Genomic DNA, 13081 nt, shown 5'->3' with positions numbered 1-13081 from the left:
CGGATGCCACCCCTGCATGTCCTGCTCGCCACCTACAATGGCGCGCGCTACCTGCCAGAGCAGCTCGACAGCCTGGTGTCGCAGCGGGAGGCGGCATGGAGCCTGCTGTGGCGCGACGATGGCTCCACCGATGGCACGCCGGCGCTGCTGGAGGCATTCGCCCGCCGCACCGGCCGCGCCGCCGAGGCGGTGACGCCGCCAGGGCGTGCCGGCGCCATGGGCAGCTTCATGCGCCTGCTCGCCGCGGCGCCGGAGGGCGGCCACTATGCCTTCTGCGACCAGGACGACGTCTGGCTGCCGGGCAAGCTGGCGCGGGCCCAGGCGGCGCTCGCCGAGATGCCGGAAGCACGGCCGGCGCTCTACTGCAGCCGTCAGCAGCTTGTGGACGCAGCGCTGCGGCCGACCGGCCTCTCGCCGCTGCCGCGCCGTCCGCTCGGCTTCCGCAACGCGCTGGTGCAGAATGTGGTGACGGGCTGCACCCTGGTGCTGAACGATGCCGCGCGCCGGCTGGTGCTGGCGGCGCCGCCGCCGCCGCCCGGCACGATGCATGACTGGTGGTGCTACCTGCTGGTCAGCGGTGCGGGCGGAGCGATGCGGTTCGATCCCGAGCCGGGCCTGCTCTACCGCCAGCACGGCGCGAATGCGGTGGGAACCCAGCCATCCCTGCTGCGGCGTGGCCTGGCGGCGTTCACGCGCGGGCCGGAGCGGTTCCTGGCGGTGTTCAGCGGACATCTGGAGCGCCTGCGGCCGGCCGCCCCGCTGCTCACCGCCGAGGCCCGGGAGACTCTGGCCCTGGTGGCGCCGCTGCTCACCCTGCCGCGGCGGGAGCGGCTGCGCCGGCTGCGCCGGGCCGGCCTCTACAGGCAGGGAGCCGCGGAAGATGCGGTGCTGCGCGTCTGGCTGCTGATGCCGCCCGGCATGGCGGCCCCGGCCAGCCTGCCGGGAATCAGCCCGCCGGGCGGCGCAGGCTCACGGTGATGGCGACTCCGGGGGGCGGGCCGGGGTCGACATTCGCGGCGTTGCCGCCCGCGATCAGCCGGATCAGCCCCAGCCCCGAGCCCTGGCTGCCGCGCCTGCTGGCCGCCGCGACCGTGGCGGCATCCGGTCCCGGCCCTTCATCGCGCACGATGATGCGCAGCTGGCTGGCCTCCGGCAGGGGCTGAAGCGCAATCTCCACATGGCCGCGGCCATGCCGCAGCGCGTTGGCGAGCAACTCCCAGGCGATGATGCCGATGCGCGGGGCATCCAGCGCGCTGATCGCCAGGTCCGGCGCCGGCTGCAGCGTCAGGGTGCGCCCCGGCTCCGGCCTGCACTCCTGCAGGCGGCGCAGCAGCAGCGCCACGTAGTCGCGGACGGAAACCTGGCCTGTCGCCGGGCGGCGCTGAAGATGGGCATGCGCCTCGGCCACGGCCTGCACCCGGCCGGCGGCGGCGTCCAGCCGGGCCGCCGCCGCCGTGTCCCCCAGCGAAAGGGCCTGGAGGGACAGCATATCGTTCACCATCTGCAGGCCGTTGCGGATGCGGTGGTCGATCGCCCGCACCAGCCCCTCCTGATCCTGCTGCGACCGTTCGAAGCGGGCCTTCAGCGCCTCCGCCACCTGCCGCGTCTCGGCCAGCTCGCGCCGCAGGGCCAGCTCGCTGCCCAGCAGGTCGGCCACCGCCTGGAGGCGGCGCAGCTCCCCCACGCCCGGCGCCTGCTGGTGCCCCTTGGAGCTCAGAACGGCCAGGATGCCGCGCTGCGCGCCATCCGGCTCGCGCACCGCCACGGCGGCGCAGGTGCCGCCGGCACGGCCGGCCGCCCCTGCGCCGCTTCCCCCGCCATGGACCGGCAGCACGACCGGCAGCGGCCGCCCCTGCAGCATCTTCAGCACCGCATCGAGCTCGGCGGCCGCGAGGCCGGAGGTGGCCCGGCAATGCCTGGAGCGTGCACCCGGCGCTTCGGACAGAAACAGCATGGCCGCGTCGGCGCCGGCGCCATCCAGGACCAGCCCCAGAATGCGGTCCAGCGCGGCCATGTCAGGCCAGGCACCCCCGGACTGCAGCAGGGCGCCTGAGGTCGCCCTGCTGCAGTCCGGGGCAAGGGAGGAATGATCCATGCGATGGTCCCGCGCCGCCTCCCGCTCCTTTGTCATGCTGAGCCTCATGAAGTTCGCCGAGCCCCACAACCGTAGCGGGTCGCAGGCATGTAGGCACGGCAGATTGGAGGTCGTCCCAAAAATATGCAATTGTTGATTTTTAGGTTTGGCGGGGTGCCTCAACAAAGGGCTCGGAAGGAGAATCGATAATTTTCGATGGTTTACCCCTGAACTCTCTTCCGAGGAGCGCCTTGCTCCGGATTTCGGTCACGATCATTGCGGCGTGTAAAATATACTTATGGTTGCATAAGCCGCTTCCACTGTGCCGAAAATCCCACGCCCCTTCCTAAAGCCACGAAGAGCAGGTTTTTGTCATTGAGTTGACATCACGAAATCGCGACCATCGCCTTGGCCCCACCGGCGGCCCAAGCCTAGAGCGGAATAATCAGGGAGATGGTGCGATGGTTGCGGGAGCGGAATGGTGGCGCGGCGCCGTACTCTACCAAGTCTACCCACGTAGCTTCGCGGACAGCAACGGAGACGGCATCGGTGACCTGCGCGGCATCGAGGCCAGGCTCGACCACATCGCCGGCCTCGGGGTCGATGCCATCTGGATCTGCCCCTTCTACGCCTCGCCCGGGCGGGATTTCGGCTATGACGTGTCGGACCACCTGGCCGTCGATCCGCAATTCGGCACGCTGGAGGATTTCGACCGGCTGCTGCGCGCCGCCCATGCCGCCGGGCTGAAGGTGCTGGTTGACCTGGTGGGCGGCCATACCTCCGACCGGCACCCCTGGTTCCAGCGCAGCCGCGCCAGCCGCCAGGCGCCGGAGGCGGAGTGGTATGTCTGGGCCGATCCGAGCCCCGACGGCACGCCGCCCAACAACTGGCTCAGCGTCTTCGGCGGCGCCGCCTGGACCTGGGAGCCGCGCCGGCGGCAGTACTACCTGCACCACTTCCTCTCCAGCCAGCCCAGCCTGAACCTGCACAACCCGGCGGCGCTGGAGGCCGTGCTGGCGGTGGGCGAGTTCTGGCTCCAGCGGGGCGTCGACGGCTTCCGCCTCGATGCGATCGACTTCCTGGCGCACGACCCGGCGCTGCGCAGCAACCCGCCGCGCCCCGCCGCCGACGGGCAGGTGCCGGCCAAGCTGTTCGCCCTGCAGGAACACCGGCACGATATGATCCAGCCGGAGCTGTTCGACATCCTGCGCCGCATCCGCGCGCTGACCGACCGGTATCCGGGCACCGCGACGCTGGGCGAGGTGTCGAGCCAGGACGGTGCCTTCGACCGGGTCCGCCGCTACAGCGCCGGGCAGGACCTGCTGCACATGGCCTACACCCTGCGGCCCCTGCGCGGTGGCTTCGACCACGCCACGGTGCGCGACCTGCTGGCCGAGGCGGGGCGGGAGGCGGATGGCTGGCCCTGCTGGTCCTTCTCCAACCACGACGCGGAGCGGGCCGTGACCCGCTGGAACCCGGCGGGGCGCGATGCGCCGCCCGACCCGCGCTTCGCCCGGCTGCTGGCGGCGCTGATGGTCTCGCTGCGCGGCAGCCTCTGCCTCTACCAGGGCGAGGAGCTGGGCCTGCCGGAGGCGGTGCTGAGCTTCGAGCAGATCCGCGACCCGTTCGGCCTGACCTACTGGCCGGAATTTCGCGGCCGCGACGGCAGCCGCACGCCGATGCCCTGGCAGGCCGGGGCGCCGCATGCCGGCTTCAGCAGCGCCGAGCCCTGGCTGCCGGTGCCGGAGGCCCACCACCCCCTGGCGGTGGACCGGCAGGAGCTGGACGATGACAGCCTGCTTCAGGTGTGGCGCCGCGCGCTCGGCATGCGGCGGGCCTACCCGGCGCTGGCGCGCGGCGGGCTGCGGCCGCTCGACCTCGGCGCGCCGCTGGTGGGCATGGTGCGGGAGTATGGCGGGCAGCACATCCTGGTCGTGCTGAACCTCTCCGACACGCCGCAATCCTTCCAGGACGCGCGGCTCGGCACCGCCCGGCTGCTGCCGGACTTCACCGGCCAGGGCGCGTGCCGGGAGGGCGACACCGCCACATTGCCGCCCTATGGCGTGCTGTTCGCGGCGCTGGAGGCGGTGGAGCAGCCCCGCTTCGCGGCGGCGCTGACGGCCTGAGGAGGGCCGGGCCGGGGGGATCTTCCCGGCCCGGTGCAGCCTTACGCGGTGGGGCGGATCATCTCGAACAGGCCCGTCACCTCGGTGTAGTCGCCGCGGTAGCCGCAGCGCGCCACGGGCCGCGCGGCCACCGTGTCGAACCGGCCTTCCTTCAGGAATTCGTGCCGGATGTGCACGCCGATCACCTGGCCGATCATCAGCCAGGTGTTCAGGCCGCGCCCCGTCACGTCCTTCATCTCCACCACCTGGGTCAGCCGGCACTCGAAGGCGGCCGGGGAGCGCGCCACGCGCGGCGGCTTCACCAGCGTGGAGGGCGCGGCCTCCAGCCCGGCGCGGAGCATCTCGTTCTCGCCGGGAGCGAGCGGGGCGCAGGTCTCGTTCATCGCCTCGGCCAGATCGCGGGAGACGAGGTTGCAGACGAACTCGCCCGTCTCCTCGACGTTGCGCATGCTGTCCTTCCGCCCCTCGACCGAGTAGCCGACCATGGGCGGGCTGGTGTTGAGCCCGGCGAAGAAGCTGTAGGGCGCCAGGTTCACCCGGCCCTGGCCGTCGAGGCTGGTGATCCAGCCGATCGGGCGCGGGGCGAGGATCGCCTTGAAGGGGTCGTGCGGCAGGCCGTGGCCCTGGCGGGGGTCATAGAAATAGGTGTCTTGGGTCATGCGGCGCATCAAGCCCGGCGGGATGGGCGCTGTCGAGAGTGCCGCCTTGCCGCCAGCGCCCGGCCGGTGTTTGCTGGCAGCGCAAAAGGGCCCGCAGAGGCCCGCCAGCCCGGCTTCACCCCCATGCGGAGCGTCCTCCCCATGCATCGCCGCACCCTGCTGACGGCCGCCGCAGCCGCCCCCTTCCTGTCCCGCCCCTCCCTGGCGCAGCCGGCCTCGGCGCGGGTGCTGAAATACGTGCCGCAATCCGACCTGACCATCATCGACCCGGTGATGACCACGGCCTACATCACCCGCACCCACGGGCTGATGATCTGGGACCAGCTCTACGGCCTGGATGCCGAGCTGCGGCCGCAGCCGCAGATGGTCGAGGGGCACACGGTCGAGGATGACGGCCGCCGCTGGACCTTCCGCCTGCGCGAGGACCTGGTCTTCCACGATGGCGAGCCGGTGCGGGGGCGGGACTGCGTCGCCTCGATCCGCCGCTGGGCACAGCGGGATTCGCTCGGCCAGGCGCTGATGGCCCGGCTCGACGAGATGAGCGCGCCCGACGACCGCAGCTTCGTCATCCGCCTCAAGCGCCCCTATGGCGCCATGCTGGAGACGCTGGCCAAGGTCGGCCCCTCGGCGCTGTTCGTCATGCCGGAGCGCATCGCGGCCACGGAGGCCACGCGGCCGATCACCGAGATCGTCGGCTCCGGCCCGTTCCGCTGGAAGTCGGATGAGCGCGTCGTCGGCGCTCGGGTGGTTTATGAGAAGTTCGGCGGCTACCGCCCGCGCGAGGGCGGCGCCTCATCCTGGGCGGCCGGCCCCAAGCGGGTGCATTTCGACCGGGTGGAGTGGCATGTGATGCCCGACCCCGGCACCGCCACCTCGGCGCTCACCAATGGCGAGGTGGATTGGTGGGAGAACCCGACCAACGACCTGCTGCCGATCCTGGAGCGCAATCGCAACATCGCCACCCAGCTGGCCACGCCGCTCGGCACCATGGGCACCGGCATCTTCAACCACCTGCACCCGCCCTTCGACAAGCCGGCGGTGCGCCGCGTGGTGATGGAGGCGATGTCGCAGGAGGACTGCATGATCGCCGCCGCCGGCACCGACCCGGCCCTGCGCCGCACCGGCATCGGCTTCTTCACGCCCGGGACGCCGATGGCGAGCGATGCCGGGCTGGAGCCGCTGACGAAGCGGCGCGACATGGAGACGCTGAAGAAGGCGCTGGCCGAGGCCGGCTACAAGGGCGAGCGCGTCATCCTGATGATCCCGACCGACCAGGCGGTGCTGGCCGCCATCGGCGAGGTCTGCCTCGACACGCTGCGGCGGCTGGGCATGAACGTGGAGCCGGCCGTCTCCGACTGGGGCACGCTGGTGCAGCGCCGCGCCAGCAAGGCGCCGCCGGAGCAGGGGGGGTGGAACATGTTCAACACCACCTGGGCCGGGCTCGACATGATCAACCCGGTGGTGCAGCAGGTACTGCGCGCCAATGGCGAGCGCGCCTTCTTCGGCTGGCCCACCATCCCGCGCCTCGACGAGCTGCGCGAGGCCTGGCTGGACGCGCCGGACGTGGCGGCGCAGCAGCGCATCTGCGCCGAGATCCAGAAGGTGGCGGTCCAGGAGGTGCCCTACGTCCCCACCGGCCAGTATCTCTACAAGACCGCCTATCGCCGCAGCGTGACGGATGTGCCGAACGGCCTGTTCGTCTTCTGGGACATCCGCCGCGCCTGACGCGCCCGCCGGCCGGGCGCGCGCCGCGCACCGGCCGGTACCTGCCTGCCCATACCGGAGTTTCCGCCTGATGCCTGCCCTCGACCATATCCGCCGCTACCATGGCGAGCTGACCGCCATCCGCCAGGACCTGCACGCCCACCCCGAGCTTGGCCTGGAGGAGCACCGCACGGCCGAGATCGTGGCGCGCCGCCTGGAGGAATGGGGGGTGGACGAGGTGCATCGCGGCATCGGCGGCACCGGCGTGGTGGGGGTGCTGCGGGCGGGCCGTGGCAACCGCGCCATCGGGCTGCGCGCCGACATGGACGCGCTGCCGATGGCCGAACTGACCGGCCTTCCCTACGCCTCCACCGTGCCCGGCAAGATGCATGCCTGCGGGCATGACGGCCACACCACCATGCTGCTCGGCGCCGCGCGCTACCTCGCCGAGACGCGCAATTTCGACGGCACGGTGCACCTGATCTTCCAGCCCGGCGAGGAAGGCTGCGGCGGCGCGCTGGCCATGCTGGAGGACGGGCTGCTGGAGCGCTTCCCCTGCGATGCGCTCTACGGCATGCACAACGCCACGGGGCTGGATGTGGGGCGCTACGCCATCGGCGCCGGGCCGTTCATGGCGGGCGGCGCCTTCTTCGACATCACGGTGCACGGCAAGGGCTCGCATGGCGCGCGGCCGGAGGCGAGCATCGACCCGGTGCTGACGGCCTGCCACATCGCCACGGGGCTGCAATCCATCGTCTCGCGCAACCTCTCCCCGCGGGAGACGGCGGTGGTGAGCGTGACCAAGGTGACGGGCGGCGACGCCTACAACGTCATCCCGCAGACGGCGGTGCTCTCGGGCACGGCGCGCTTCTTCAGCAAGGAGGTCGCCGGGCAGATCGAGGAGGCGATGCGCCGCATGGCGGAGGGCGTGGCGGCCGGCTTCGGCGCCACGGCGGAGGTGGATTTCCGCCTGATCTTTGCGCCGCTGGTGAACCAGGCCGAGCGCACCGCGGAGATCGCCGACGCCGCCGCCGACCTCGTGGGCGAGGAGGCCGTGCGCCGCGACCGCGCGCCGGTGATGGGCTCGGAGGATTTCAGCTTCATGCTGGAGAAGGTGCCCGGCGCCTACATCCATGTCGGCAACGGCCCTGGCGCCGCCGCGCACAACCCGCACTACAACTTCAACGACGAGGCCACGCCCTTCGGCGCCGCCCTCTACGCCCAGGTGGTCGAGCGCGTCCTGAAGCCCGCCTGAAACGGCCAGAAAAAAGAAGTGGGGGTCCGGGGGAGAATTCATTCTCCCCCGGCCTTTCCCTACTCGTTGAGACCCTTCCCAACATAGGGATGCTCCTGCATCCAGTGCCGCGCGATGTCGATGCGCCGCGTCACCCAGGCCCCTTCGCGCTTCTGGATATGGTCGAGCAGCCGCGCCAGCCCGGCGGCGCGCGCCGGGTGCCCGATCAGCCGCATGTGCAGCCCGATGGACATCATCTTCGGCGTGCGGGCGCCTTCCTCGTAGAGCATGTCGAAGGCGTCGCGCACGAAGGAGAACCATTGGTCCGAGGTGCCGACCGAGCCCGCGTATTTCCCGTCATTGTTGGTGAGGGAATAGGGCACGACGAGATGCGGCTTCCCCTCCACCGTCACCCACCAGGGCAGCTCGTCGGCGTAGCTGTCGCTGTCGTAGAGGAAGCCGCCCTCCTCGGCGACGAGGCGGCGGGTGTTCACGCTGGGCCCGTAGCGGCAGTACCAGCCGAGCGGCCGGTTGCCGACGGTGCGCTGCAGCGATTCCACGGCCAGGCGGATATGCTCGCGCTCCTCGGCCTCGGTGAGTTCAAAGTGCTTCACCCAGCGCCAGCCATGGCAGCAGACGTCGAAGCCGCTCTCGCGGATGGCGGCGGCGGCCTCCGGGTTGCGCTCCAGGGCGAGTGCGCAGCCGAACACCGTCATCGGCAGATTGCGCTCCTGGAAGAGGCGCATCAGCCGCCAGAAGCCGACGCGGGAGCCATATTCGAACATGCCCTCGGCGGCGAGGTCGCGCCCCTTCACGCCCTGGCCGAGGCCCATCGCCTCGGTCAGCCCCCATTCGGAATAGCCCTCGCCATCCTGGATGGAAGGCTCGGAGCCTTCCTCGTAGTTCATGACGAAGTTGACGGCCACGCGCGCCCCGCCCGGCCAGCGCGGATCGGGCGGGTTGGCGCCGTAGCCGATGAAATCGCGCTTCACCTGGTAGGTCATGCCTGCCTCCCTCTCAGCCCAGGGCCAGATCGAACGGGGCGACGGAGACGAATTCCTCGTCCGTCGCCGTGCCGTCGCGCCACATCACCACGGCGAAGCGGCCGGGCGCGTCCAGCACCGTCAGCGGGTGGTGCCAGACATCGGCGCCATAGGTGACGCCCTGGCCGTGGCTGGCGATGAAGGCCTCGGCGCGCGCCATGTCCGGCCCGCCCTCCGCCGCGTGCGGCGCCACGATCACCAGCCAGCGCACGGGCCCGAGCGGGATGAAGCTCTGCGAGGAGAATTCATGCCGTTCCATCTGGTGCACGCGGAGCGGCCCGCCGTCATGCGGCTCCTTCATCGAGAGGGAGAGGCTCGGCCAGGCGCTGGGGCGGGAGGTGGCGAGGGCGCGCTCGTAATAGAGGCGCCCGGCTTCCGCCGGCACCTCTAGCACCTCGCCGAAGGGCGAGAAGGCCGCTGACGTGAGCGGGCGGGGGGTCAGCATCGTCATCCGGCCATCCTTCGGACCAGCCCCACGGCGCGGTCCATCAGCAGCAACAGGAGGAAGGCCACCGCCACCAGCACGCCCGAGGCGGCGGCGACGCGGACATCCAGCGAGGTTTCCATCATGCCCCAGAGGCGGATGGGCAGCATGTCCGTCTCCGCCGAGGAGAGGAAGAGGGAGACGGGCACATTGTCGAGCGAGGAGATGAAGGCGAGGAAGCCGCCCGAGGCGACGCCCGGCATGATCAGCGGCAGCACGACGCGGCGGAAGGTGCGCCAGGGCGAGGCGCCGAGGCTGGCGCTGCTCTCCAGCAGGGCGGGGTCGAGCCCGGCGGCGGAGGCGCCCACGGTGCGCAGCGCGAAGGGCGCCGCGATCATGGCATGCCCCATCACCAGCAGCGCGAAGGAGGGCGGCTGCCGCAGCCAGGAGAAGAACATCAGTGCAGCGAGGCCGAAGGCGATGCCGGGCAGCACCAGCGGCGCCAGGAAGGCGCCCTCGGCCAGCCGCGCCCAGCCGGCGCGGGAGCGGGCGATGGCCAGCGCCGCGCCGGTGGCCAGCGCCGTGGAGAGCACCGCCGTGCAGAAGGCCACCAGCAGCGAGTTGCCCGCCGCCTTGTGGATCTGCGCCGAGCGCACCGGGTCGAACAGCTCGGCGTACCAGCGCAGCGTCAGCCCCGGCGGCGGGAAGCGCAGCGCCTGGGAGGTGGTGAAGGAGGTGAGCAGCACGATCAGCACCGGCCCCACCAGCACCAGCAGGGCGATGACGGCCAGTGCCAGGATCAGCAGCGCGAGCGGCCGGTCGGCGGGGGCGAGCCTATGCATGGGCGGCCCTCCGGCCGAGCATGGAGAGGGCGGCGGCGACGGTGAGCACCGAGCCCATCAGGGTGAGTGCGAGCGCCGCGGCCAGCGGCCAGTTGAACACCACCATGGCCTGCTGCCAGACCAGCATGGGCAGATAGGCCAGCCGCCCGCCGCCGATGACGGATTGCGAGATGAAGGCGGTGGAGGCGCTGGCGAAGACGAGGGTGCAGCCCGCCAGCAGCCCCGGCAGCGCCATGGGCAGCACCACCTTCCGCAGCGTGCGCGCCAGCGAGGCGCCGAGCGCCGAGGACGCGTCGAGCAGCGACGGGTCGATCCGCCCGAGCGCCGCGATCAGCGGCAGCAGCATCAGCGGCATTTCTATTTGCGTCAGCGCCAGGACGAGGCCGTGCTCGGTCTGCAGCAGGGGGATGGGCGCGGCGATGGCCCCGGTCGAGAGCAGCGCGTTGTTGATGACACCCTCCCGCCCCAGGATGACGATCCAGGCGAAGGTGCGCACCACCACGGAGGTCAGCAGCGGCAGGATGGCGGCGAGCAGGATCAGCCGCCGCAGCCCCGGCCCCGCCACCAGGTGCAGCAGCGCCAGCGGCACGGCCAGCAGCAGCGTCGCCAGCACCGTGACGGCGCCGAGGCGCAGCGTGTTCAGCACGGCCTGGAGGTGGAAGGCATCGCCCAGCACATCGGCCCAGGCGGTCAGGCTGAGGCTGTCGAGGTTCTCGTCTGTCGCGAAGGAGGTCGCCGCCAGCAGCAGCAGCGGCGCCAGGAAGAACGCCGCCTGCGCCAGGGCGAGTGGCAGCGCGAGCCGCCACGCGCCCTGCTCGGTCACTTCGCCATCTCGCGGTTGAAGCGGTCGATCCAGCGCGGGCGCTGCGGGTTGATCTTCGTCCAGTCATGCGTGACGAAGCTCTTGAGGTCGTCGATCGACTTCATCGGCACGTCGGGGCCGGGCTTCACCTCGGTGTTGACCGGCACGAAGGAGTAGGGGGGCGCCGCCAGCGCGGTCTGCACCGGCGTGCTGATCATGGTGTCGATATACTGGTAGGCGGCGTCGATGTTCCGGCTGCCCTTGGCGATGTGCATGGTGGTGCCGAAGGCCGCGGCACCCGTCTCCGGCACGGCGAACTCGATGTCCACGCCACGGGATTTCAGCAGCGTCACCGTGTAGGTGTTGGTGTACATGATGTCGATCTGCCCCTGCTGGAACAGGCCGGGCATCGCCGCCGGCTGGGCCACGGCGGGCACCAGCGACAGGATTTTTCTCAGTTCGGTGAAGAGCGGCTCCATGTCCGCCTCGGAGCCACCGACGGACTTCGCCATCTCGATCAGCGAGATGGTGCCGAAGGTGGTGCCGAAGCCGGTCAGGCCCAGATGCTTCGCGAATTCCGGCTTGAACAGGTCGCGCCAGCCGGCGGGCCTGGCCACCTTCTTCGGGTTGTAGGCGATGCCCACCACCTGCGCGGCCACACCCGCGCCCACCTCGTCCGAATAGCCGGCGGGCAGCCTGGCGCGGTTGGAGAGGCGCGCGGGGTCGAAGGGCTCGAACAGCTTCAGGTCCATGCCGCTGACGCGCGGCCCGGGGTCGAGCACGAACACGTCGAACGGCGCCACGCCGCGCGCGGCGCGGGCCTTGGCGATCTGGTCCACCGCGAAGAGCGGCTCGAAGGCCACGTCCACGCCGTGCGCCTGCTTCAGCGCGGGGGCGAGCACGGCGCGCAGCGCCTCGTCCCAGCCGCCGGGATAGACGGCGGCGGTCATGCTGCCGGCGGCCTGGGCGGCGCGGAAGGGCAGGCCGGCGGCGCCGAGCGTGCCAAGGGCGGCGCCCATCAGGGTGCGGCGGGAAAGGGCGGTCATGCGTCGTCTCCGGCGGGGAAGAGGGCGGGTCGGGCGGTGGGCAGCAGGGCGACGCGCACCGGCCCCGGCGCGGGGGGCTGGCCGTGCCGCGCCTCGTGCAGCTTGAGCTCCGTGGCGCCGGCCTCGACGTCGTGCACCAGGGCCGGGCCGAGCGGCAGGGAGATGCGCAGCCGGGCGGGCCAGCTCTCCGGCGTCTCCGCCGCGGCGTCGTGCAGCGCCAGGTGCTCGGGGCGGGCGCAGAGCAGCACCCGCTCCCCCACCGCGAAGCCGCGCGGGCTGGCAAGGATCACAGAGGCGCCGACATCGAGCCGCACGCGGTAATCGGCCCCCTCGCGCGCCTCGACGCGGCCATGCAGCCGGTTGCTGGTGCCGACGAAGCCGGCGACGAAGGGCGTGGCCGGGCTGTCATAGACCGTGGCGGGCGCGTCCACCTGCTCGACCCGTCCACCGCGCATCACCGCCATGCGGTCGGCCATGCTCATCGCCTCGTCCTGGTCGTGCGTGACCAGCACGGCGGTGACGCCGAAGCGGCGCTGGATGCGCTTGATCTCCAGCTGCAGATCCAGCCGCAGCGCGCGGTCGAGCGCGGCGAAGGGTTCGTCCAGCAGCAGGATGGCGGGCTCGATGGCGAGCGCGCGGGCCAGCGCCACGCGCTGCTGCTGCCCGCCCGAGAGGGCGCGGGGGCGGCGCGCGGCGAAGCCCTCCATGCGCACGGCGGCCAGCGCGGCCTCGACGCGGCGGATGACCTCCGCCTTCGGCCGGCCGCGCGCCTCCAGCCCGTAGGCCACGTTCTCGGCCGCGCTCATGTGCGGGAACAGGGCGTAGGACTGGAAGACGATGCCCACCCCCCGCTTGCCCGGCGGCAGGTGGCCGATCGGCGCGCCATCGACCAGCACGCGCCCCGCCTCGGGGCGGATGAAGCCGGCGACGGTGCGCAGCAGCGTCGTCTTGCCGCAGCCGGAGGGGCCGAGCAGCGCCAGGATCTCCCCCGGCTCGACGGAGAGGGTGACGCCATCGACGGCGGTGGCCTGCCCGTAGCGGACACGGATGCCATCCATGTCCAGGCGGTGGCCGGCGGGCGCGGCGGGGGCGAGGGCGGCGGGGGTGTCCGTTCGGTCGAGCATGTG

General features: G+C 71.7%; 12 protein-coding genes. 4 read left to right on the top strand and 8 right to left on the bottom strand.

Annotated features, from left to right (window positions below; all coding sequences use genetic code 11):
• The first annotated feature begins 3 nt into the window (after positions 1-3).
• The gene (locus ACFOY6_RS03250) at positions 4-978 is read left to right on the top strand and encodes a glycosyltransferase family 2 protein (RefSeq protein ID WP_379648921.1); all 975 of its coding nucleotides are present in this window, start codon (positions 4-6) and stop codon (positions 976-978) included.
• Here the strand turns inward: ACFOY6_RS03250 and ACFOY6_RS03245 are convergent.
• A complete protein-coding gene (locus tag ACFOY6_RS03245; protein WP_379648919.1) occupies positions 947-2014 on the bottom strand; it encodes a histidine kinase dimerization/phosphoacceptor domain -containing protein in 1068 nt (355 codons plus the stop codon). The two genes, ACFOY6_RS03250 and ACFOY6_RS03245, sit on opposite strands and share 32 nt — an antisense overlap.
• 521 nt (positions 2015-2535) lie before the next feature.
• Between ACFOY6_RS03245 and ACFOY6_RS03240 the strand changes: the two genes are divergently transcribed.
• Positions 2536-4200 carry an alpha-glucosidase family protein gene (locus ACFOY6_RS03240; RefSeq protein ID WP_379648917.1) on the top strand — a complete coding sequence of 555 codons (1665 nt, stop codon included), beginning with the start codon at positions 2536-2538 and terminating at the stop codon, positions 4198-4200.
• A gap of 41 nt (positions 4201-4241) precedes the next feature.
• Here ACFOY6_RS03240 and ACFOY6_RS03235 read toward each other — a convergent pair whose 3' ends face one another.
• Positions 4242-4859 (bottom strand): flavin reductase family protein, encoded by a 618-nt coding sequence (locus ACFOY6_RS03235; protein WP_109517581.1) that lies wholly within the window; start codon positions 4857-4859, stop codon positions 4242-4244.
• A 141-nt stretch (positions 4860-5000) separates the two neighbouring features.
• Here ACFOY6_RS03235 and ACFOY6_RS03230 point away from each other — a divergent pair, with 141 nt between their 5' ends.
• Together ACFOY6_RS03230 and ACFOY6_RS03225 are read left to right on the top strand one after the other, a co-directional pair.
• Positions 5001-6584: an ABC transporter substrate-binding protein gene (locus ACFOY6_RS03230; RefSeq protein ID WP_379648915.1), complete on the top strand. Its 1584-nt coding sequence runs from the start codon at positions 5001-5003 to the stop codon at positions 6582-6584.
• Positions 6585-6654: 70 nt separating this feature from the next.
• Positions 6655-7818 carry a M20 aminoacylase family protein gene (locus ACFOY6_RS03225; RefSeq protein WP_379648913.1) on the top strand — a complete coding sequence of 388 codons (1164 nt, stop codon included), beginning with the start codon at positions 6655-6657 and terminating at the stop codon, positions 7816-7818.
• Positions 7819-7877: 59 nt separating this feature from the next.
• Here ACFOY6_RS03225 and ACFOY6_RS03220 read toward each other — a convergent pair whose 3' ends face one another.
• Genes ACFOY6_RS03220 through ACFOY6_RS03195 form a run of 6 tightly spaced genes read right to left on the bottom strand, consistent with a single transcriptional unit; the run spans position 7878 to position 13078 of the window.
• Positions 7878-8801, bottom strand: coding sequence for an allantoinase PuuE (locus tag ACFOY6_RS03220; protein ID WP_379641284.1), 924 nt, complete (start codon positions 8799-8801; stop codon positions 7878-7880).
• Positions 8802-8814: 13 nt separating this feature from the next.
• A complete protein-coding gene (locus tag ACFOY6_RS03215) occupies positions 8815-9291 on the bottom strand; it encodes an ureidoglycolate lyase (protein ID WP_379648911.1) in 477 nt (158 codons plus the stop codon).
• Positions 9288-10106, bottom strand: coding sequence for an ABC transporter permease (locus ACFOY6_RS03210; RefSeq protein ID WP_379641282.1), 819 nt, complete (start codon positions 10104-10106; stop codon positions 9288-9290). The genes ACFOY6_RS03215 and ACFOY6_RS03210 overlap by 4 nt, the downstream gene beginning before the upstream one ends.
• Positions 10099-10929, bottom strand: a complete 831-nt coding sequence (locus ACFOY6_RS03205; protein ID WP_379641281.1) for an ABC transporter permease — start codon at positions 10927-10929, stop codon at positions 10099-10101. The genes ACFOY6_RS03210 and ACFOY6_RS03205 overlap by 8 nt, the downstream gene beginning before the upstream one ends.
• Complete coding sequence (locus tag ACFOY6_RS03200; protein ID WP_379648908.1) at positions 10926-11954, bottom strand: extracellular solute-binding protein; 1029 nt, start codon at positions 11952-11954, stop codon at positions 10926-10928. The genes ACFOY6_RS03205 and ACFOY6_RS03200 overlap by 4 nt, the downstream gene beginning before the upstream one ends.
• On the bottom strand, positions 11951-13078 hold the full coding sequence (locus ACFOY6_RS03195; protein WP_379648906.1) for an ABC transporter ATP-binding protein: 1128 nt from the start codon (positions 13076-13078) through the stop codon (positions 11951-11953). The genes ACFOY6_RS03200 and ACFOY6_RS03195 overlap by 4 nt, the downstream gene beginning before the upstream one ends.
• Positions 13079-13081: the final 3 nt, after the last annotated feature.

This window comes from Teichococcus aestuarii (assembly GCF_042651065.1).
GTDB lineage: Bacteria > Pseudomonadota > Alphaproteobacteria > Acetobacterales > Acetobacteraceae > Pseudoroseomonas > Pseudoroseomonas aestuarii.
The sequence above is the reverse complement of the archived record's forward strand: the minus strand, read 5'-3'. Positions and strand labels throughout refer to the sequence as shown.